The organism is Gemmatimonas aurantiaca (genome assembly GCF_037190085.1).
Lineage (GTDB): Bacteria > Gemmatimonadota > Gemmatimonadetes > Gemmatimonadales > Gemmatimonadaceae > Gemmatimonas > Gemmatimonas aurantiaca_A.
The window spans coordinates 16,045-36,491 of sequence record NZ_JBBCJO010000006.1; the positions used below are offsets into that span (position 1 = coordinate 16,045).

Genomic DNA, 20,447 nt, shown 5'->3' on the forward strand with positions numbered 1-20,447 from the left:
CGTCCCTCCAGATTGCGGCATATGAGCAAGTCGCACACGGATACGAAGGATACGGCGGGCGCCCGGCCCATGCGGCGCTGGGTCGTGAAGGCGGGCAGCAACATGGTCTGCAGCGGTGGTCCGCTGTTGCTGCGGGCCTGGATGCAGCAGGTCGCGCACCTGCGGCGGGAACACGGCATCGAAGTGATCTGGGTGACGTCCGGGGCCATCGCCTCGGCCGCCGATCGGGTCCCGTCGGCCAGAAAGAAGAACCGCACGCTGTCGGAGAAACAGGCGCTCAGTGCCATCGGGCAGCCGATGGTCATGGATCTCTACAACCTCGCGCTCAATGCCACGGGCCTGATGGGCGCGCAGATCCTGCTCACCTACGACGACATCGCCGACGACCAACGCCGGCGCAATTTCCAGAATACCGTCGAGCAGTTGCTGACGTGGGGCATCACCCCCGTTCTCAACGAGAACGACGCCGTCGCCACCGAAGAGATCAAGTTCGGCGACAACGACAGCCTGTCGGCCCGCGTGGCGTGGGTGACCAGAGCCGAGCGACTGCTCATTCTCACCGACGTGGCCGGTCTGTACGACAGCGACCCGCGCAAGAACCCGCAGGCGGCGCGGGTGCCCCGTCTCGAGCAGGTCACGACCGCACTGATCGACAGCACCGACAAGGGTGGCGGCTCCTCACGCGGCACGGGCGGCATGTATTCCAAGCTGAGCGCCGCGCAGCTCGCCGCCGATCACGGCGTGGAGACGTGGCTCGTGCAGGGGGATGTCCCGGCGGTCCTGCTGCAGGTTGCCAGCGATGCCGACATCGGCACACGGATCGCCGCCAGACGCCGGCGGGGAGAGAAGTGACCATGGCCATGACCATGACGACACCGGACGCGATGCACGACCGGCTCGTCGCCCTTCGCGGCGCGGCGCGGCGGTTGCGGGCCACCGATGCGGCTACCCGCAACGATGTCCTTCTGCGCGCCGCCGACCTGCTGGATGCACGCGTGGACCCCATTCTCGCGGCCAACCAGCTGGATCTCGATGCCCTGCCCGCTTCGGCGGATACGGCGTTTCGCGACCGGCTCCTGCTCACACCGGCCCGCATCGCGCACATGGCCACGAGCCTCCGGCAGGTGGCGGCGCTCCCCGATCCGGTGGGGGAAGTGGTCGACCAGCATACACTCGCCAACGGACTTCGGGTGCGCCGTGTGCGCTCGCCGCTGGGCGTGATTCTCATGATCTTCGAGTCGCGCCCCAACGTGGCCGTCGAAGCGTTCTCGCTGGGCTTCAAAGCCGGCAACACGATGATCTTGCGGGGCGGCAAGGAATCCGCCCGCACCACGGCCGTCCTCTACGACCTGCTCGGCGAAGCACTCGCGGCGGCCGGCGTGGGCGCGGCCTGTCTGTGGGGCATTGCCGATCCCGATCGGCGCATCGTGGAGTACCTGCTCGCCCAGAAACACTTCATCGACGTGGTGGTGCCCCGGGGCGGTGATGCGCTCATCGACTACGTCTCACGCACCTCGAGCATTCCGGTCATCAAGAACGATCGTGGCCTGTGTCACGTATACGTGCACGAGGACGCCGATCTCGACATGGCCGCGGCCATCGTGCTGAACGCCAAGACGCAGCGTCCGGGCGTGTGCAATGCCATGGAGACGCTGCTGGTGCATGAACGCGTCGCGGCTACGCTGCTGCCCATGCTGCAACAGCGCATGCCGCAGGTGCGTTGGCTGGGATGTGCCCGTTCGCTCGCCCTGCTGACTGCATCACCCGACCAGGTGGCGGCAGCGAATGACGAGAGCTGGGATACGGAGCATCTGAGCCTCGTGCTCAACTGCCGTGTGGTGGATTCGCTCGACGAGGCACTGGCGCACATCGAGGCGCACGGTTCCCGGCACTCCGAGTCCATCGTCACCGCATCGGCGGAAACCGCGCAGCGTTTTCAGCAGGACATCGACGCGGCCGCGGTCTACTGGAATGCGTCCACGCGGTTCACCGACGGGTTCGAGCTGGGCCTGGGCGGAGAGTTGGGAATCAGCACGCAGAAGTTGCATGTTCGTGGTCCGGTCGGACTGCGCGAGCTCACCAGCGTTCGCTGGCTCATGGATGGAACCGGACAGATACGGAGTTGAGGCGATGAAGATCGGGATCGTGGGCATGGGCAAGATGGGTGAGGCCGTGGCGCAGGGACTTGCCCGCTACGGCGTCGAAGCCACGTTGCGTGGGTCGACGCGCACCGAAGAGAGCGCGGCGGAAGTGCGTGAACGGGTCGGGATCCCATGCGGCACCGACAACGCCGACGCCGCACGGAACGCCGAGATCGTGTTGCTCTGCGTGAAGCCGCATCAGGCCGAGCGTGTACTGCGCGAGATCGCCCCGGTGCTGACCGCCGATCAGCTCCTGCTCTCCATCTGCGCATCCATCACCACGCAGCAGCTCACCGAATGGTCGGGAGGCAAAGCCACCGTGATCCGCGCGATGCCCAATACGCCCTGCCTCGTGGGTGAAGGGATGACGGTCTTCAGCGCCGGCGTGGGGGTGCGTCCGCAGCAGCTCGAAGCGGCAGAACGCATCTTCGGACCACTCGGCCGCACCGCGGTGGTCGAGGAGTCCCTGATGGACGGCGTGACAGGCCTCAGTGGCTGCGGGCCCGCCTATGTCTATCTCATCATCGAATCGCTGAGCGAAGCCGGCGTGAAGATCGGACTGTCCCGGGAAACGGCAACGCTGCTTGCCGCGCAGACCCTGGCCGGCGCCTCTCGCATGGTGCTCGAACGTGGGGTGCACCCCGCGGCACTCAAGGACGAGGTGACCACACCCGCCGGCTGCACGATCGATGGTCTCATGGCGCTCGAAGACGGCAAGCTGCGCGTGACTCTCATCAAGGGCGTGCTCGCCGCCACCGAACGCAGCAAGAGCCTGCGCGTCGGCTGATACTCGGCGGTCGGCAATCAGGACTTCGGCGCGGGACGCGGTGCGGGACGCAATACGGTCGTGAGATCGGCCTGCACGATGCGGCGGCCATCGATCATGGCGATCCCGCGCGTGCGGCAGATGCCGCGGCGGAACTGCAGCAGATCCACACGCAGGGCCAGCACATCGCCCGGCCGCGCCTCACCGCGAAAACGACTCCGGTCGATGCCCATGAAGTAACCGATGGCATCGCCGCCGTCTTCCATCAGACCGACCAGCACCGCCGCCGTGAGCTGGGCCAGCGACTCCACGATGAGCATGTGGGGCATGGCCCGTCGTGGTGATGCCGACGTCATGTCCGCCCGCATGCCGATCGTGCTCCACTCCGATCCCGTGACGAGCTTGCTCCCCAGCGCATGGTGACCTGGGCGCACTTCATCGATACGGTCGAGCAGCAGAAAGGGGTATCGGTGTGGCAGGAGTTCCAGCGGGTTCATCACGCTCATGATTGCTCCGCCATCTGTTGAGGGAAGCGGGAACGGCCGGCAGGGCCTCTTTGATGCTCGGGCATGTATCACTCGAATCATCCGTCCTCGTAGTATATCGTACAAGCTCCCCTCGCTCTGCCCCACCGATTGCAGAATGCGACGTCGCCCGATTTCGATCGCCCTCAGGTTCCCGCTGCTGATCACGGGGATCGTACTCGCCACGAGCGTGCTGCTCGTCTGGGCGGCGTATCGGCATTTTGCCACCGTGTTGCGAGACAGCGCCGGTGCCCGTCTGCGCTCGAACTCCAGCCTGCTGGCGACCGCCCTGTCGAACAGCTACGCCGCCGCCTCGGCCCAGACACTCGCCGTGGCCAACAACGGGGTCGTCCGTGCCTACCTGCGTACGGGAACCGACCGGGTGTCCGTCGATCGTATCGCGTCCGGATTGCTCGCGGACAACGATTCCGCCCGCCTGCAATTGCGAATGGTCGATCGCGAGGGCGTCGAACGTTTTGTCGCACGGGCGCCCGAGGTGGCTTCGGTTCCCTCGTGGTTCGACAGCGACTCCACGGCGCAACACAAACGTTCACCCACCAGTGTCCGTTTCAGTCCGCTGCTCGATGCCGGCGGTGCGGTGCATTACGAGATCATCGCACCCGTGCACGCCCGCGCCGATGGCGAGAGTCTCATCGGATACGTCATCGAGACACGGCAGGTGCGGGCCCGCGGCGTCGATGCCGTGCGTGGTCTCATAGGCGTCAGCGCCATGCTCATGGGACAGCCGGATTCGGGAATCTGGACGGATTTCGAAGGTGTGGCCCGGCCACCATCCGTACCGGTGCGCACCGATTCCATTCTCTCGCTGACCAGCCCCGGTGGACGTCCGTTCATCGGCATCGCGCATGCCATCAGCGGATCGCCGCTGGTGGTCTGGCTCGAACTCGGCGAAGACCGGATTCTCGCCCCACTGCACACGTTCGTGGGGCGCATGGTTCCCATCACGATCTTCGTGGCGATGCTGGGGGCGCTCTTTGCCTGGCTCTTCAGCCGGCGGATTGCGAATCGCATCGTCACGCTCGCCCACGATTTTGATCATGTGAACGCGGATCTGTCTCCCGCTCCCCTCGCGACGGGCCGCGGACTCGACGAATTGCAGCGCCTCGAGGAATCGTTCCGTCTCATGTCGCAACGCGCCGAGAAGCAGGCGCAACTCGAGTCCCAGCTCATGCAGTCGCAGAAGCTGGAGGCGGTCGGCCGCCTCGCCGGTGGCATCGCGCACGATTTCAACAACATGCTCACCGTGGTGGGCAACTACAGTGAGATCGTGCGCGGCGAACTCGCGCCCGACAGCCCGCTCGCGCGGGACATGGACGAGATCATGCACGCCACGGCCCATGCGGCGCAACTCACCCGCCAGTTGCTCGCCTTCAGCCGTCGACAGATCCTGCAGCCCCTGCGACTCGATCTCAATGAAGTCATCCGCAATGCGCATCGCCTGCTGCAGCGGGTGCTGCCATCGCATGTGGAGTTCCGCCTGGAACTCGACGATCGCATCGGAACGGTGCTCGCCGACCCGGGGCAGATCGAACAGGTGCTGATGAACCTCACGGTGAACGCGTCCGATGCGATGCCACGCGGCGGACGTCTGACGTTCCGCACCACCGTGGCGGAACTCGATGAATCCGGCGAACCGTCCGGGAACGTGGTGGCACGCTCCCGGAAACATGTGTGTCTCACCGTGGTCGACACCGGCATCGGGATGGATCGCGAAACGGTCGCGCGGATCTTCGAACCGTTTTTCACCACCAAGCCCGTGGGCAAAGGCACGGGTCTGGGCCTTGCCGGCGTACACGGCATCGTCACGCAGCTCGGCGGCACCATCTGGGTGTACAGCGAACCGGGCAAGGGAACCACGTTCAAACTCTATTTCCCGGAAGTCGCCGGCACCGCCGACCCCATCGCTCGCACGCCGGTCTCTCCCGTATTGGAGGAGAGCGGGACCGTATTGCTCGTCGAGGACGATCCCGCCACCCGCGAAGTGGCCAGACGTCTGCTCGAACGGCACGGGTTCGACACGGTACAGGCGGCCGATGGACGCAAAGCGCTTGCCCTGCTCGAGCAGCAGCATGCGCAGATCCGTCTGGTATTGTCGGACGTGATGATGCCGGGGATGAACGGCATCGAACTCGCCGCGCTGATCGGCAAGCGCTGGCCGGCCATGCCGGTGCTGCTGATGTCCGGCTACACCGACGCCGAACTGCACGAACATGGAGACGACAACATCCGGCGGCCATTCATCGAAAAACCCTTCACATCGGCCGCGCTGCTCGATGCCATGCTGCGCGCGCTCTACACCACCGAGGACGTGCTCAGGTCGCGCTGAAGGTGATACCCGCGGCGTCGACGATGCGCACGCGCGGACCGAAGCTGGTCACGTTACCGAGGGTGATGTTGTGATGCGCAATCACCTGGGCGGGCGAGAGATGGACGTTGCCATTCGATGTATGGGCGTCTCCGGCGAGCACCACCGGATACCCGTGGGCCAATGCGCGCCGCACCGTCGTATCCACGCAGAATTCGGTGTGCATGCCGCAGATCACCAGTTCGTGCACGTCCAGTGACGACAACAGCGCCGGCAGTGTGGTGCCGTTGAAGGCATCGGGTGTGGTCTTCCCCACGAAATGATCGCCCTCCGCCGTGTGCAGTGCCGGCGGGAGCGCCCATCCTTCGGTGCCATATTCCAGATATCCATCGCGCCCCTGATGCTGTACGAAAATCACGGGGCATCCGGTCTGGCGGGCCTGCGCGGCCAGCCGGTCGATGCGCGCAATAACGGCATCGGCTTCGAACGCCGCCTCCGGGCCCTCACACAACGCGCGCTGCACATCGATGACGAGAAGGGCCTGACGGCGCACACACACTCCGGAAAAGGACGAAGGCGTCCGATCACCGATCGGACGCCTTCGTTCAATCTACCACGAATCGGGGTCGTCGCTCAGAGCGCCGCGGGTTCGGCGGACAGCGTGACGTTGCCGAGGGTGATGGTCGAATTGTTCGTCTTGATGAAATTCAGCTTGTTCGTGATGAACGCGGCATTCCACATCGAGCCTGTGGCGGTGTCCGTGGAGCTGTCATACAGCGCCCGGTCCAGACGCAGCGTGGAGCGATTGGCACAATCGGCGCCCTTGGCACCGGTGGCCCAGAAGACCATGCGCGCCGTGCCCGTGCTGGTGCTGCCGATGTCGAAGCAGATCGACGTGGAACCCGCCGTGTAGAGTGCGGCGTTGGCGTCGGTGGCATAGTTGAACTGCGTCGTCGTTCCCGACGCGCCGAAACGGAACCAGGTCCAGGAAAGTCCCGAGCTCGAACGACCGCCGGTGATGATCATCTTGCCAGCGCTGGCCGCCGGGTTGCCGGTCGGGCTGGCATCCTGTCCGATCACGGCATAGAAGTAGCTGTTGTTGGCCGTGGCCTGGATACCGTCGATCCGCACGTGACGCGCCGTGCCGCCCGACGGCGTGCACATCGACTGCCAATCCGTGTTGTTCGTCCAGGCCGCGGTGCAGCTCCCGGCCGCCGTGATCGCCGCCGCATCGAGCACCGGCGTCGTGGACAGCGTGATTTTGGGCGTGGCGCCCGATCCCGCCGACTGACGGAAATAGTTCTTGAGCGCCTTGTTGACGGTGCCCGTGGTGCCGCGCCAGTAGGAGCGCGCGCCCATGGCCGTCGCGATAGTCAGCGTGGAGCGATCACTGCAGTTGGCGCCCCGCTGCCCACTCACCCAGATGACGAACTGCGGCCCTGCCGTGGCCGACCCATCGTGAATGTCGAAACAGATGGTGGCGCCGCTGTTGATGTAGGTCGCGTTTTCGTCGATGCTGGCATCCACGCTGCCCCAGGTGGCCTGCAGCACGGGCGACGGCGCCGGCGTGCCACCGCCGTACAGCAGTACGCGGAACTGATCGGCACCGACCGCGCCCGACGTCACCGTGGGGGTCGACGCGAACCCGAACAGCAACTGCGCCGACGCATGCGTGGCCGCCGCCTTCGCGTTTTCGATGCGGACATGCCGGACCGCCGAGGCCACCGTGCAGAGCTCGACGAACGAGTCGCCGTTGGCCGCCGTGATGTCCGTGGTGCACTCGGTCTTGGGCTGGTTCTCGTCGATACCGAGAGGAAGGTCGTTGCCGCAAGCTGTCAAAGCGGCAGTCGCGGCGATGCCGGCGAACGGCACGAAGCGCGCCATGGCGCGGGAGTACGGAAAGGTCTTCACGATCTTCGGGTTGAGCTGCAGGAGGCGCCGCCACGGCAGTTGAAACGCGGCGTCCGAAAGCTACCCACAAACCCGAGAGAGTATATCCCGTATTATACGGATGTCCCCCGGGCTTCGACCCGAAAATCGACATCCGGCACCACCGCCGTCGCCTCGATTTCGACCCGCGCCCGATCCTCCATCAGGGCCGCGACCTGCACCGCGGTCATCGCAATATCGTAGTGCCCGATGAGCTCACGAAAAGCCGCCCCCACCGCCGGCAGGGCCGCGCGGTACTCATCCCGGTCCACGACATACCAGGTCAGCCGCACGAGATGCCGGGGCTCCGCATCGGCGGCGCGCAGCACCGCGACGATATTGGCCAGCGCCTGCCTCGTCTGCTCGGCGAAGTCGTCGCTGTGGAACACCCCGGCGCCGTCCCAGCCGATCATGCCGGCGATGTGGATCGTGCGTCCGCGGGCGGATACCCCATTGGCATACCCCCGCGGACGGGCCCAGCCCGCGGGCAGAATCGGCGTATTCGTGGAGTGCATCATGACACACGGGTCTGAAAGGATTCAATGGCCGCCCGCAGATCGGCGGGAAACGGCGTGGAACGATGGGTCTCGAGACTGGTGCACACGATCACCTGACGCGCCGCGACACGCACAGCGCCGATATCGCGCGCATCGCCGGCATCACCGGCGCCGCGCACGGTCATGATCAGTGTCAGTGATCGCGGCCCCAGAAGCTCCACCTCGAGACCGAGCGTGATCAGATCGCCCATGCGGCTCGGAGCCGTGAAATCCGTCTCCAGGCGCACCGTGGGAAGCCCCACCCCCCGCGGCCCCAGCAGATCGGCGTAGGAGATGCCCAGCCCGTCGGTGATCCACTCGTCGGTGAGATTCTGGAACAGGATGTGGTACTGCACGAAGAACATGATGCCGGCGGGATCGCAGGCACTGAACGGGACCCGCATCGTCTTCTCGAACCGCGCGCGCGGCGCATGCGCCACAGACGACACCGGGGGAGTGTCCATCAGTTCCCCCCGTTCGCATCGAGTTCGCGAAGATCGAGTTCGCGCAGACGGAAGCGTTGCAGCTTCCCCGTACTGGTACGCGGCAACTGCGTCACGAAACGCACCGCGCGCGGATACTTGTACGGCGCTACCGACTGCTTCACGAAATCCTGGAGCGCCTTGACCATGTGTTCGTCCGCTTCATATCCCGGACGCAGCACGACGTAGGCTTTCACCAACTGCCCGCGTTCTTCATCGGGAACGCCGGTCACGCCGCACTCGGCCACGGCGGGATGCTGGAGCAACACGTTCTCCACTTCCGGACCGGCGATGTTGTATCCCGACGAGATGATGATGTCGTCGGTGCGCGCGTGGTAGTGGAAATACCCATCGGCGTCCATCGAATACGCATCGCCCGTGTAGTTCCAGCCGTCTTTCACGTAGCTGCGCTGTCGCTCGTCGCGCAGATACCGGCATCCCGTGGGCCCCTTCACCCGCAGCTTGCCCACCACGCCCACCGGCACGGGACGTCCGTCGTCGTCCACCACTTCGGCGCGGTAACCCGGCACCGGCTTCCCCGTGGCGCCGGGGCGGGCTTCCGATTCGTCCGCGGAGATGAAGATGTGCAGCAATTCCGTGGCGCCGATCCCGTCGATGAGTTCGATGCCGGTCACTTCCCGCCACAGCGCCCGCGTGGCCGGCGGCAGCGCTTCGCCCGCCGAGACGCACTTGCGCAACGTGGTGTGAACCAGCGCCTCGCGCTGCGCGGCCATGGCCCGGTACGAGGTGGGCGCCGTGAACAACACCGTCGCACCGAATTGCCGGAGGCCTTCCAGCAGGTGCGGAGGCGACGCCTTTTCCAGCAGCACCGTCGATGCACCGATGGACATGGGGAAGAGCACCAATCCCCCCAGCCCGAACGTGAACGCCAGCGGCGGACTGCCCATGAACACGTCGTCGGCCGACGCCCGGAGGATGTGTCGTGGAAAGCCGGCACAGATGGCCATCACATCGCGGTGATAGTGCATCGTGGCTTTCGGGATGCCGGTCGTGCCCGACGTGAACGCCAGCACACAGGTGTCGTCGCCCGCCGTATCCACACACGTGAAAGGGCCATCGTAGCGGGCCATCGCGGCTTCGAGCCCCTGCGCATCGACCGCGTGATAACACCGCACCTCACGCAGTTCGGGAGCGATCTGCTGCGCCGCCGTCAGCTCCTCCAGCAACGCACCATCACACAGCGCATGCGTGACCTGCGCGATGGCGATCATCGTACTGAGTTCCTTGGCGCGCAGCATCGGCATGGTGGTCACCGCGATGCCGCCCACTTTCATGACCGCGAACCAGCAGGCCACGAGCATCGGATGATTCGCGCCACGGAGCAGCACCCGGTTGCCGGGTACGACGCCCATCTCCTGCACCAGCACATGCGCGATCCGGTCGACATGCTGCTGCAGTTCCCGATACGTCCAGCTCATTCCCGGCGCGATCAGGCACGGTCGGTCGCCAAAGCCGGCCTCTACGTTCAGATCGAGCAGTTCGCGGGCGCAGTTGAGTTGTGGCGGAAACTGCAACTCCGGACGCTCGAACAGGAACTCGGGCTGCTCGGCCACCGGCGGCAGATGATCGCGGGCGAAGGTGTCGACGTGAGCGCTGGGCATGGGGGGCTCAGGGAGTCGAGAGACGGACGTCACGCAGCAGATCCCGCGCGATGATCAGTTGCTGCACTTCACTGGCTCCTTCGTAGATGCGCAGCGCGCGGATCTCCCGGTAGAGACGTTCCACCGGGACATCGTGCACCACGCCCAGGCCACCCCAGAGCTGCAGCGCGGCATCGATCACCTGCTGCGCCCCTTCGGTGGCCACATACTTGGCCATGGCCGCTTCGCGTGTCACCGCGTGCCCCTGATCGCGCTGCCAGGCAGCCCGATAGGTGAGGAGCGCGGCACTGTCGATGGTGATGGCCATCTGGGCGAGACTGGCCTGCGTCAGCTGCAGATCGGCCAGCACGCCACCGAACATCCGGCGGGTGGTCACCCGGATCAGCGCCTCGTCGAGTGCACGGCGCGCAAACCCCAGCGCCGCGGCAGCCACCGACGTGCGAAACACATCGAGCGTCCGCATGGCGAGTTTGAACCCTTCTCCGCTCGCGCCGATGCGTTGTGCCGCCGGCACCCGACAGGCCGTGAACCGTAACCGGGCCAGCGGATGCGGTGCGATCACATCGATGCGCTCGGCGATCTCGAGCCCCGGGGTGTCCGCATCCACGATGAACGCCGATATCCCGCGCGCGCCCGGCGCATCGCCCGTGCGCGCGAACACCACGTAAAAATCGGCGATCCCGCCATTGGAGATCCACGTCTTCTCGCCGTCGAGCACGTAGTGATCGCCGTGCCGACGGGCCGCACACTGCAACGCCGCGGCATCCGATCCCGACTCCGGCTCCGACAACGCAAACGCCGCGATCGCCTCACCACAGGCGACCCGTGGCAGATAGCGCGCCTTCTGCGCATCGGTGCCATCCAGCGTGATCGCCCCCGACCCCAGTCCCTGCATGGCGAAGGCAAAGTCGGCCAACCCATCCCGGCGGGCGAGTGTCTCGCGCGCGAGGCAGATGGCGCGGGTATCGATCACATCGGCGGCGCCGCCCCACGCGGTCCCTCCCACGACATGCGTCAGCCAGCCAGCCTCACCCAGCGCGCGCACGCGGCGGCGGCAGGCGATGTCCACACCGGCCTGATCATCGGCATGTGTCTCCGCCACGAGCACGGGGGAGGTGGCCACCCATCGTTCGAGCGCGCCGGCGAAGGTCGTGTGACGCGGCTCGAAAAACGGCCAGGAGAGGTAATGCAGGTCGGCCATGAGTCAGCGTCCCTGAAACACCGGCGTCTGCCGCGCCGCAAACGCCTCGTAGGCAGTCCTGAAATCTTCCGTGAGCATGCACAACGCCTGCGCCTGTGCTTCGGCCTCGATGGCCTGTTCGATGCCCATGGTCCACTCCTGATGCAGCATCGTCTTGGTCATACCGTTGGCGAAGGCAGGCCCCTCGGCGAGCGTGCGCGCCATGCGCTGTGCTTCGTCGAGCAGCATGTCCGACTCGAGCAGACGATTGAAAAATCCCCAACGCTCGCCCTCTTCACCGCCCAACACCCGTCCGGTGTAGAGCAGCTCACTGGCGCGCCCCTGCCCGATGATGCGCGGCAGCATGGCGCAGGCGCCCATGTCGCAGCCGGCCAACCCCACACGATTGAACAGGAACGCCACCTTGCTGCGGGCCGTGCCGCATCGCAGATCGGACGCCATGGCCAGAATCGCACCGGCACCGGCACACACTCCGTCCACGGCGGCAACGATGGGCTGCGGGCAGGCACGCATGGCCAGCACGAGGTCGCCGGTGAGACGGGTGAAGCGGAGCAGATCCGGCGACGGGAGTTCGATCAGGGGACCGATGATCTCGTGTACGTCACCGCCCGAACAGAAATTTCCACCGGCGCCGGTGAGCACGATCGCCCGCACGTCGGTGGCATACCGCAGGGCACGGAAACAGTCGCGCAACTCAGCATAACTCTCGAACGTGAGTGGATTCTTGCGCTCCGGTCGGTTGAGCGTGATGGTGGCAACCCGACCGTCCTGCGCCCACCCGAAATGCGCGGCACTGAAATCCGTCATCGAGCGCATGGTGCCGGCATCGAGGCCGGCCCGTGATGAAGTCATGACGCGCGCTCCTTGCGCGAAGAGGGTACCGTACGCGATTCCGCCCGCTGCTCCGCCACATGCACGCGCAAGCGTCCGAGCTGCTCATAGAGCGCGTCCCGGTGTGGCGCGTCGAATCCGTCGAGCAGTTCCACGAGCCACCGTTCGTGCTCCACGGCCATGCGCAGAAACCGCCGACGACCCACCGCGGTCAGTCGCACGATGCTCGACCGGCCATCCGTGGGATCGGGCAGGCGCTCCACCCATCCATCGTCGATGAGCTGTGTGGTGAGGGCCGTGACATTGCCGCCGGTGACCATGAGATAGCGCGACAACGTATTAAGACGCAGTCCCCGCGGATGCCGGTCGAGTTGCGCCAGATAGTCGAAACGCGGAAGCGTGGTTCCGAACCGATCGCGCAAACGCCCGCGGATGTGCTGTTCGATCTGCATGCTGCAGGACAGAATGCGCAGCCACAGCCGGACCGCCGAATGATCCTCCGCCGTGGCGCGTGCCTCCTGACCGATCTCGGCGTCGTCCACCACATGCACGTGCATGAACCGCCGCCGGGCCCCGCGTGTCCTGTCACTCATGATCACATTACCTCGCCACCACTGATGGGAAGAGCAATGCCCGTGACGGCGTCGGCGGCCGGTGCACACAGCCAGCACACGGCTTCCGCCACATCCTCGGGCGCGATGAATCGTCCTTGCGGGTTGAGTGCGGCCAGCGCGGCACGCGCGTCGGTTTCGCTGCGACCGGTGCGCGCCATGATATTGGCCACGCTCTCCTGCAGCAAGTCGGTGTCGGTGAATCCGGGACATACCGCGTTCACCGTGACACCACGTGTCGCCACTTCCAGCGCGAGCGATCGTGTGAATCCCAGCACACCGTGCTTGGCCGCGGCATAGGCGGAGACATAGGGGTAGCCGCGCAACGCTGCCGTGCTGGCCACGGTGACGATGCGTCCCCAACCGGATTCCAGCATGGCGGGCAATACGGCCCGCGCGCAATGAAACGGCCCGGTGAGATTGACCGCCAACATGCGGGCCCACAGTTCGTCGGTGGTGCGCCCCAGTGACGCGCTCGCCGCGGCCCCGGCGTTGTTGATCAGGATGTCCACCGGCGGCATCGCCGCCACGGCAGCCGAAACGGAGGCGGCATCGGTCACGTCGCAGACGACGATGCCCTGCACGCGGTCTTCCAGCGTTGCCGCCGTCGCGTCCAGCGCCGCGCGCGTGCGTCCCAGCAATGTGACGCGCGCCCCCGCCGACACGAGCCGGCGGGCAATGGCCGCACCGATCCCGCGCCCCGCGCCGGTGACCAGCGCATGCCGGTCGTGCAACGTGCCGGGTCGTGTGTCCGGGAACACGTCGGGGAGTGTGTCGCGCACCGTCATGGCCTGCTCCGCGCAGCATCAAGCCCATCGGCCGCCGGTGCAGCCGCGGCGGCCGCCGCGCGTGCGAAGCTGGCCTCCAGCTGCGGCTTGCCCCGTTCATACGGACGCGGCCAGGTAATGGCCGTGTAACCGATGCGTGCGGCCTCGGTCAACGTCCACGCCGGATTCGCGAGATGAGGCCGTGCCACCGCACACAGATCGGCACGTCCGGCGGCAATGATGGAGTTCACGTGATCGGCTTCGCTGATGCCACCCACGGCAATCGTGTCGATGCCGACCTCCTGGCGAATGCGATCGGCAAACGGGGTCTGGAACATGCGTCCGTAGATCGGACGTTCCTGTTTGCTCACCTGACCGGACGAACAGTCGATGAGATCGGCGCCTGCATCCCTGAACATCCGCGCAATCGCCGTGGCATCGACCGGTGTGATGCCACCCGCCACCCAGTCGTGCGCGGAAATGCGCACCGACATCGGAAGATGAGACGGCCACGCGGCACGGACCGCGGTGAAGACCTCGAGGGGATAGCGCATCCGATGGTCCAGCGAACCGCCATACTCGTCGGTGCGCTGATTCGTGAGCGGCGAGATGAAACTCGACAGCAGATATCCGTGAGCACAATGCAGTTCGAGCCAATCGAATCCCGCTGCCGCCGCTCGCCGTGTGGCCTGTACGAATTCCTCCCGCACCCGGGTCATCTCCGCGCGGGTGATTTCACGCGCCAGATGGCTCGTTCCGGGCAGATACTGCTGCGGCGAAGCGCTGACCAGCGCCCAGTTGGCTTCCGGGCCATCGTCCGGCAACGGCAGGTCGATGCCATCCCAGGCACGCCGGGTGGAGCCCTTCGCACCGCTGTGCCCGAGTTGCAGTGCGATCTTCGCATCGGAGTGCCCGTGCACCCATTCGACGATGCGACGCCAGGCATCCTCCTGCTCGTCGTTCCAGAGACCCGGACATCCCGGCGTGATGCGCGCATCGGGACTCGGACAGGTCATCTCCGCCATCACCATCGCCGCTCCGCCCAATGCGCGCGCGCCGAGGTGCACCAGATGATAGGCACCGGGTACACCCTCCACGGCCGAATACTGCGCCATGGGTGAAACGATCACCCGGTTCTTGAGTGTGACCGAGCGGACCGTATAAGGTGTGAACATCGGCGGAATGGCCTGATGCGGAACGACCTGGGAAGACGTGGCCTCCGGCCCGGGCGAAGCCGCCGCGGCAGCACGGTCGGCGAACCACCGCTCGTATCCCTCCAGCCAGGCACGATCGCGCAGACGCAGATTCTCGTGGCTGATGCGCTGACTGCGGGTGAGCAGCGAGTACATGAACTGCTCGGGCTCGAGCTGATCGCAGTAGCGTGTCCCGCACACCTCGAACCACTCCATCGCGTTCCAGGCCGCGTTCTGGATGCGCAGCGTCTCGATGCGGCGCAGCTCCTGGAACGCCGAAAGCACATCCGGCAGGTGGGCCGGATCGTCACCGATGCGCTGGAACTGCCGGACGAGTTCCACGGCGTCCTCGAGCGCCAGCTTGGTTCCCGAACCGATGGCAAAGTGCGCCGTATGCACGGCATCACCCATCAGCACCACATGGCTGCCATGGCGATTGCGAAGCCACCACTGCTCGCAGACGACACGCTGGAAGTTGAGCCACGCCGAGCCACGGAGATGACGGGAATTGGTGAGCAACGGCGCCCCATCGAGCGTCTCCGCGAACAGCTGCTCGCAGAACGCCACCGACTCATCCTGGCTCGCGTCGTCGAGACCGTGGGCCAGCCATGTCGCCTCCGGACACTCCACGATGCATGTGGAGGTGTGCTCGTCGAACTGGTAGATGTGCGCCTGGAACCAGCCGTGTTCGGTGCGCTGGAAGTCGAACGTGAACGCCTCGAACCGCCGCGGGGTGCCCAGCCAGATGAAACGATTGGGACGCACCACGATATCGGGACGGAAGCGGTCCGCGTATGCGGTGCGGATCCTCGAGTTGATGCCGTCCGATGCGATGATCAGATCGGCGTCGGGAAAATCGAGATCCGAATCCACTTCCTGCTCGAAACGCAGTTCGACACCGAGCGCCTCACATCGCGCCTGCAGGATGTTGAGCAGACGCTTGCGCCCGATGCCGACGAAGCCGTGGCCGCCCGAACGGATGCGACGCCCCTTGAAACGCAGCTCGATGTCGTCCCAGTGACTGAACGACTGTTCGATGGCGTCGGCGGTCTCCCGATCCCAGCGCCGCATGGTGTCCATGGTGGCGTCGGAGAAAACGACCCCCCAGCCGAAGGTGTCGTACGGCCGGTTCCGCTCCACCACCGTGATCTGATGGCGCGGATCGAGACGCTTCATCAGCAGCGCGAAATAGAGCCCGGCAGGCCCTCCACCAATGCACACGATACGCATGTCGCCACATTACCGCCGTTTACTTCAAACCTCAAGGAACAATCGACAATTATCCGGACGGGCTCCGGCCGCCCTCACCTCACATCACGTGACGGCATGCCGGGTCTGATAGACCGGTGCACGCCAGGCGTCCGTTCGCAGGACCTCTTCGAGCACATCGACCGCATGCGCAACATCGGCATAACGGAGATACAGCGGAGTGAGCCCGAACCGCATGATGTCAGGAGCACGAAAGTCCCCGATGACCCCTCTGTCAATCAGCGCCTGCATGATCGCGTACCCCTCGGGGTGACGGAACGACACATGGCTGCCCCGGGGCGCACCGGGCGCGGGGCCAACCAGCGTGACGCCATGGTCGGCGCATCGGCGCTGCACGAGATGGATGAACAGATCGGCCAGCGCGCGGGACTTGTCCGCCACCGCCTGCATGTCCGCCTCGAGGTGCAGATCCACACCACATTCGAGCGCGGCCACGGCCACGATGGGAGGAGTGCCACACAGAAAGCGGGTGATGCCCGGCGACGGTTGGTAGTGATCCTCGAACGCAAACGGACGGGCATGCCCCATCCATCCGCCAAGCGGAGACACGAGGGTGTCGTGATGCCGTTCGGCCACATACAAAAAAGCCGGCGCTCCGGGTCCACCATTGAGAAACTTGTAACCACATCCCACGGCGAGATCGGCACGACAGGCACCCAACGCCACGGGTACGGCGCCCGCTGAGTGGCTGAGGTCCCACAGTACGAGCGCGCCTTTGGCATGCGCCGCCGCCGTCACCGCAGCCATGTCGTGCACATCGGCGGTCTTGTAGTGCACATGCGTCAGCAGCACGAGCGCCGTGTCGTCGGTGATCCGGTTCACGATCTCGTCCCGCGGCGAGAGCACGAGACGGCGTCCACCACCCAGCGTCGCCAGTGCGGTCTCCACCATGTAGAGATCCGTCGGAAAATTGCCCGGCTCCGACACGACGGTGTGTCGATCCGGGCGCGCCGACAGGGCGGCCACGATCAGCTTGTGCAGATTCACCGAGGTCGAATCGGCCACGACCACTTCATGAGGTCCGGCGTCGATCAGACGTGCGATCTTCGCCCCGACACGCTGTGGGGCATTGATCCAGTCGGCATCGTTCCAGCTGCGGATGAGGCCAGTGCCCCATTCGGACTCGAGCACCTCCCGCACGCGCTCGGCCGTCCCACGTGGCAGAGCCCCCAGCGAGTTGCCGTCCAGATACGTCACGCCGTGGGGAAGCACGAACCGTTCGCGGAATGACGCCAGCGGATCGGCGGCGTCGAGCGCGGCGATCTGCTCGGCGGAGTGGACGGGCGACTGCGGTTCCATCACGAGGCATCCGGAAGACGTTCAGGCGTGGCCATGGCCTGCGCATCGCTGGTGGCACGATGGGCCGCACGGAGGAAGCTGTCGAGCGATGTCCCACCGGTGCCCACCGCGTCACGTCCCGCACCGGAGGGCATCACGACATAGTCGTGCGCCAGCTTCATGTGCGCTTCACGAAACGCGGCAATTTCCGCCACCGCACCATTGTAGGCGTCACGCAACGGGCCGGACCCGTCCAGCGCGCGCGCACGCACCTGCGTTTCCCGCTCCATGTCCTCGACCAGCGCGCGATGCGGACGCGGCATGTATTCGCGCACGGCCCGCAGATACGCCCCCGCAGGATGGTCGGCATGCTGCACACCAAGCACCACATCGAAGAGCTGGAACAGCGAACTCTGCCCCGCACTGCCGCCGATATGGCGCTGCGGCTCTTCCGATACCCCTTCGTAGATCACGCCGGGCTTTGGCCACCCGGCCACAAAGGGCCGTGCACGCAGATAGTAAGTCGCGGGATGACACCAGGTGCGTACGTGCTCCATGGCCCGGTGCACATCACCCATGCCATCACGAAATGTCGTGAGCCTCTGGGTCAGTCGCTCGTCGTCACCATCACGCGATGCCTGCACCGCGTCGACCATCACGGGAATGAGCGGCGCACCGGAGAGTTCGACGCCCATCGACGCGATGAAGAACCAGTCCTCGTCCACACCGCCCAGGAACTGGATCACCGTGCGGGCATTGTCCACGGACAGCGGCTGGCTCGGGTCCACCAGTTGCCAGTTGTGCAGCGTGGTGGTGGCGTAGTGCGCAATCGGCGGGCGCCCCATTTTCGCGGCCAGGGCACAGAGCGGCACCGCGATGCTCCGCGGCAGCCGCAGATCGGCCTGATCGCCGCCCCAGACCCAGGCATTCGCGAAATGGGTCAGCAACAGCAGGGCACGCTCACGATCGCCGTCCGAAACCAGGCCCTGGATATCGAGCTCCGGCAGGTCGCGCAGCGCATCCCGCAGGCGGCGGGAGCGGATGAGTGCGGACAAGTCGGGCACCAGCGCGTCCCATGCGGCGTACGTGGCTGGCAGTCGGCGGGGAAGCGGGACCGGCGGGACGAACCCCGTCACCGGGTCCACCTGATATCGATCGAGGGTCGTCCAAAGCGTCATCCGAAACATTGTAGGATGCTTTGGGCCTGGATGTCATTCGGTATCTTTTCGTTTTTTGGCCTCCCGGGCCGGGACGGGCTGCCTGGTGCCGGCTATCTTTCCCGTATGACCACGATCACCCAAGCCGACTTCATCCAGTCCATCGCAGACGCCCTGCAGCACATCTCGTACTACCACCCGCTGGACTACATCCATGCGCTGGCGGAAGCCTACGAGAAGGAGCAGTCACCGGCGGCCCGCGATGCCATTGCGCAGATCCTCACGAACTCGCGTATGTGTGCCGAAGGACATCGCCCCATCTGCCAGGATACCGGCAGTGTGGTGGTCTTCCTCAAGATCGGCATGAACGTGCGCTGGGACGCGACGATGTCGATCCAGGAAATGGTCGACGAAGGCGTGCGGCGCGCCTACATGCTTCCCGACAACATCCTCCGCGCGTCCATCGTCGCGGATCCGGCCTTCTCACGCAAGAACACGCGTGACAACACACCGGCCGTCGTGCACGTCGAACTCGTGCCCGGCGATACGGTCGACGTGAAACTGGGCGCGAAGGGCGGCGGGTCGGAGAACAAGTCGAAGTTCGCGATGCTCAACCCGTCCGACAGCATCGTGGACTGGGTGCTCAAGACGGTCCCGCTCATGGGCGCGGGGTGGTGCCCGCCCGGTATGCTCGGCATCGGCATCGGCGGCTCCGCCGAGAAGGCCATGCTCATGGCGAAGGAATCGCTGATGGAGCACATCGACATGGCGCAGCTCAAGGCGCGTGGTCCGCAGAACAAGATCGAGGAACTGCGCATCGAGCTGTGCGACAGGATCAACGCGCTCGGCATCGGGGCGCAGGGGCTGGGTGGTCTTTCCACCGTGCTCGATGTGAAGATCTGGGACTATCCCACGCACGCGGCCTCGAAGCCGATCGCGATGATCCCCAACTGCGCCGCCACCCGTCACGCGCATTTTGTCCTCGACGGCAGTGGTGTGGCGGAACTGCCCGTGCCGAAGCTGTCCGACTGGCCGGACGTCACGTGGCGTCCCGACCAGAACGCCAAGCGGGTGGATCTCGACACGCTCACACCGGAAGTGGTGCGTTCGTGGAAAGCGGGCGATCGCCTGCTGCTCAACGGTAAGATGCTCACCGGCCGCGACGCGGCACACAAGCGCATCGCGGATCTGTATGCGAGCGGGGAGGGGCTGCCGGCGGGTGTCGATTTCACGAACCGCGTGATCTACTATGTCGGCCCGGTCGATCCGGTACGGGACGAGGCAGTGGGCCCGGCTGGCCCGACCACGGCGACCCGCATGGACAAGTTCACCGAGATGATGCTCGCGAAGACCGGGCTGATCGCGATGATCGGCAAGGCCGAGCGTGGGGCGGCGGGTCTCGAAGCCATCCGGAAGCACAGGGCGGCCTATCTGATGGCGGTGGGTGGTGCGGCCTATCTGGTGTCGAAAGCCATCCGCTCCTCGCGAGTGGTGGCGTTCGCGGATCTGGGCATGGAAGCGATCTACGAATTCGACGTGGAAGACATGCCGGTGACCGTGGCCGTCGATGCCGGAGGCGACAACGTGCACGAGACCGGACCGGCCGAATGGCAGGACAGGATCAAGAAGGGACTGCCGGTGCTGTCCTGAAAAAACGGTGGGATCGGAAGGGCGGCACGGGGCTTTGGCTTCGTGCCGCTTTCTTTTTGCCGCGGATTGCGCGGATGGAGCGGAAACAACACGGATTGAACAGCGATTGAAACCCGTTTTTCATCCGTGTTGTTTCCGCTCCATCCGCGTAATCCGCGGCAAAG

Annotated in this window: 18 protein-coding genes; 5 read left to right on the forward strand and 13 right to left on the reverse strand. The window is 65.6% G+C overall.

The genetic code is table 11. From position 1 onward, the window contains the following. The first annotated feature begins 21 nt into the window (after positions 1-21). From proB to proC, 3 genes are read left to right on the forward strand one after another with little or no spacing between them, the layout of a single operon-like run. Complete coding sequence (gene proB / locus WG208_RS10325; protein WP_337171271.1) at positions 22-852, forward strand: glutamate 5-kinase; 831 nt, start codon at positions 22-24, stop codon at positions 850-852. Positions 853-854: 2 nt separating this feature from the next. After that, positions 855-2,126 (forward strand): glutamate-5-semialdehyde dehydrogenase, encoded by a 1,272-nt coding sequence (locus tag WG208_RS10330; RefSeq protein ID WP_337171272.1) that lies wholly within the window; start codon positions 855-857, stop codon positions 2,124-2,126. Between the two features lie 4 nt (positions 2,127-2,130). Continuing rightward, positions 2,131-2,928, forward strand: coding sequence for a pyrroline-5-carboxylate reductase (gene proC / locus WG208_RS10335; protein ID WP_337171273.1), 798 nt, complete (start codon positions 2,131-2,133; stop codon positions 2,926-2,928). 17 nt (positions 2,929-2,945) lie between these two features. Here proC and WG208_RS10340 read toward each other — a convergent pair whose 3' ends face one another. Further along, positions 2,946-3,413, reverse strand: coding sequence for a 3-hydroxyacyl-ACP dehydratase FabZ family protein (locus tag WG208_RS10340; RefSeq protein ID WP_337171274.1), 468 nt, complete (start codon positions 3,411-3,413; stop codon positions 2,946-2,948). A gap of 136 nt (positions 3,414-3,549) precedes the next feature. On the opposite strand from WG208_RS10340, the gene WG208_RS10345 reads away from it, so the two are divergent. Continuing rightward, positions 3,550-5,778 carry an ATP-binding protein gene (locus WG208_RS10345; RefSeq protein ID WP_337171275.1) on the forward strand — a complete coding sequence of 743 codons (2,229 nt, stop codon included), beginning with the start codon at positions 3,550-3,552 and terminating at the stop codon, positions 5,776-5,778. Here WG208_RS10345 and WG208_RS10350 read toward each other — a convergent pair. The 12 genes from WG208_RS10350 to WG208_RS10405 all read right to left on the reverse strand — a co-directional run bounded on the left by WG208_RS10350 (position 5,765) and on the right by WG208_RS10405 (position 18,654). Further along, positions 5,765-6,310: a cysteine hydrolase family protein gene (locus WG208_RS10350; RefSeq protein ID WP_337171276.1), complete on the reverse strand. Its 546-nt coding sequence runs from the start codon at positions 6,308-6,310 to the stop codon at positions 5,765-5,767. The two genes, WG208_RS10345 and WG208_RS10350, sit on opposite strands and share 14 nt — an antisense overlap. A gap of 80 nt (positions 6,311-6,390) precedes the next feature. Next, entirely contained in the window at positions 6,391-7,668 is a 1,278-nt protein-coding gene (locus WG208_RS10355; protein WP_337171277.1) for a hypothetical protein, read from the reverse strand. 92 nt (positions 7,669-7,760) lie between these two features. Beyond that, positions 7,761-8,201, reverse strand: coding sequence for a RidA family protein (locus WG208_RS10360; protein ID WP_345786986.1), 441 nt, complete (start codon positions 8,199-8,201; stop codon positions 7,761-7,763). After that, positions 8,201-8,686, reverse strand: coding sequence for a thioesterase family protein (locus tag WG208_RS10365; protein WP_337171279.1), 486 nt, complete (start codon positions 8,684-8,686; stop codon positions 8,201-8,203). Before WG208_RS10365 ends, WG208_RS10360 begins: the two co-directional genes overlap by 1 nt. Next, positions 8,686-10,326 carry an AMP-binding protein gene (locus tag WG208_RS10370; RefSeq protein ID WP_337171280.1) on the reverse strand — a complete coding sequence of 547 codons (1,641 nt, stop codon included), beginning with the start codon at positions 10,324-10,326 and terminating at the stop codon, positions 8,686-8,688. Before WG208_RS10370 ends, WG208_RS10365 begins: the two co-directional genes overlap by 1 nt. 7 nt (positions 10,327-10,333) lie before the next feature. Continuing rightward, a complete protein-coding gene (locus tag WG208_RS10375) occupies positions 10,334-11,527 on the reverse strand; it encodes an acyl-CoA dehydrogenase family protein (RefSeq protein ID WP_337171281.1) in 1,194 nt (397 codons plus the stop codon). A 3-nt stretch (positions 11,528-11,530) separates the two neighbouring features. Then, a complete protein-coding gene (locus tag WG208_RS10380) occupies positions 11,531-12,343 on the reverse strand; it encodes an enoyl-CoA hydratase family protein (RefSeq protein ID WP_345786987.1) in 813 nt (270 codons plus the stop codon). 32 nt (positions 12,344-12,375) lie between these two features. Then, positions 12,376-12,915: a MarR family transcriptional regulator gene (locus WG208_RS10385; protein WP_345786988.1), complete on the reverse strand. Its 540-nt coding sequence runs from the start codon at positions 12,913-12,915 to the stop codon at positions 12,376-12,378. A gap of 38 nt (positions 12,916-12,953) precedes the next feature. Further along, positions 12,954-13,757: an SDR family oxidoreductase gene (locus WG208_RS10390; RefSeq protein WP_337171284.1), complete on the reverse strand. Its 804-nt coding sequence runs from the start codon at positions 13,755-13,757 to the stop codon at positions 12,954-12,956. Then, complete coding sequence (locus WG208_RS10395) at positions 13,754-16,159, reverse strand: bifunctional salicylyl-CoA 5-hydroxylase/oxidoreductase (RefSeq protein WP_337171285.1); 2,406 nt, start codon at positions 16,157-16,159, stop codon at positions 13,754-13,756. Before WG208_RS10395 ends, WG208_RS10390 begins: the two co-directional genes overlap by 4 nt. An 84-nt stretch (positions 16,160-16,243) precedes the next feature. Continuing rightward, complete coding sequence (gene kynU / locus WG208_RS10400; protein ID WP_337171286.1) at positions 16,244-17,497, reverse strand: kynureninase; 1,254 nt, start codon at positions 17,495-17,497, stop codon at positions 16,244-16,246. Further along, positions 17,497-18,654 carry a hypothetical protein gene (locus WG208_RS10405; RefSeq protein ID WP_337171287.1) on the reverse strand — a complete coding sequence of 386 codons (1,158 nt, stop codon included), beginning with the start codon at positions 18,652-18,654 and terminating at the stop codon, positions 17,497-17,499. The genes kynU and WG208_RS10405 overlap by 1 nt, the downstream gene beginning before the upstream one ends. A gap of 105 nt (positions 18,655-18,759) precedes the next feature. Between WG208_RS10405 and WG208_RS10410 the strand changes: the two genes are divergently transcribed. Next, entirely contained in the window at positions 18,760-20,283 is a 1,524-nt protein-coding gene (locus WG208_RS10410; RefSeq protein ID WP_337171288.1) for a fumarate hydratase, read from the forward strand. The last annotated feature ends 164 nt before the right edge of the window (positions 20,284-20,447 follow it).

What these genes read in the sequence shown, in the direction of transcription:
- proB (WP_337171271.1), top strand. Translation starts at nt 22, where the DNA reads ATGAGCAAGTCGCACACGGATACGAAGGATACGGCGGGCGCCCGGCCC.
- WG208_RS10330 (WP_337171272.1), top strand. Translation starts at nt 855, where the DNA reads ATGGCCATGACCATGACGACACCGGACGCGATGCACGACCGGCTCGTC.
- proC (WP_337171273.1), top strand. Translation starts at nt 2,131, where the DNA reads ATGAAGATCGGGATCGTGGGCATGGGCAAGATGGGTGAGGCCGTGGCG.
- WG208_RS10340 (WP_337171274.1), bottom strand. Translation starts at nt 3,413, where the DNA reads ATGAGCGTGATGAACCCGCTGGAACTCCTGCCACACCGATACCCCTTT.
- WG208_RS10345 (WP_337171275.1), top strand. Translation starts at nt 3,550, where the DNA reads ATGCGACGTCGCCCGATTTCGATCGCCCTCAGGTTCCCGCTGCTGATC.
- WG208_RS10360 (WP_345786986.1), bottom strand. Translation starts at nt 8,201, where the DNA reads ATGCACTCCACGAATACGCCGATTCTGCCCGCGGGCTGGGCCCGTCCG.
- WG208_RS10365 (WP_337171279.1), bottom strand. Translation starts at nt 8,686, where the DNA reads ATGGACACTCCCCCGGTGTCGTCTGTGGCGCATGCGCCGCGCGCGCGG.
- WG208_RS10370 (WP_337171280.1), bottom strand. Translation starts at nt 10,326, where the DNA reads ATGCCCAGCGCTCACGTCGACACCTTCGCCCGCGATCATCTGCCGCCG.
- WG208_RS10375 (WP_337171281.1), bottom strand. Translation starts at nt 11,527, where the DNA reads ATGGCCGACCTGCATTACCTCTCCTGGCCGTTTTTCGAGCCGCGTCAC.
- WG208_RS10380 (WP_345786987.1), bottom strand. Translation starts at nt 12,343, where the DNA reads ATGCGCTCGATGACGGATTTCAGTGCCGCGCATTTCGGGTGGGCGCAG.
- WG208_RS10385 (WP_345786988.1), bottom strand. Translation starts at nt 12,915, where the DNA reads ATGCACGTGCATGTGGTGGACGACGCCGAGATCGGTCAGGAGGCACGC.
- WG208_RS10390 (WP_337171284.1), bottom strand. Translation starts at nt 13,757, where the DNA reads ATGACGGTGCGCGACACACTCCCCGACGTGTTCCCGGACACACGACCC.
- WG208_RS10395 (WP_337171285.1), bottom strand. Translation starts at nt 16,159, where the DNA reads ATGCGTATCGTGTGCATTGGTGGAGGGCCTGCCGGGCTCTATTTCGCG.
- kynU (WP_337171286.1), bottom strand. Translation starts at nt 17,497, where the DNA reads ATGGAACCGCAGTCGCCCGTCCACTCCGCCGAGCAGATCGCCGCGCTC.
- WG208_RS10405 (WP_337171287.1), bottom strand. Translation starts at nt 18,654, where the DNA reads ATGACGCTTTGGACGACCCTCGATCGATATCAGGTGGACCCGGTGACG.
- WG208_RS10410 (WP_337171288.1), top strand. Translation starts at nt 18,760, where the DNA reads ATGACCACGATCACCCAAGCCGACTTCATCCAGTCCATCGCAGACGCC.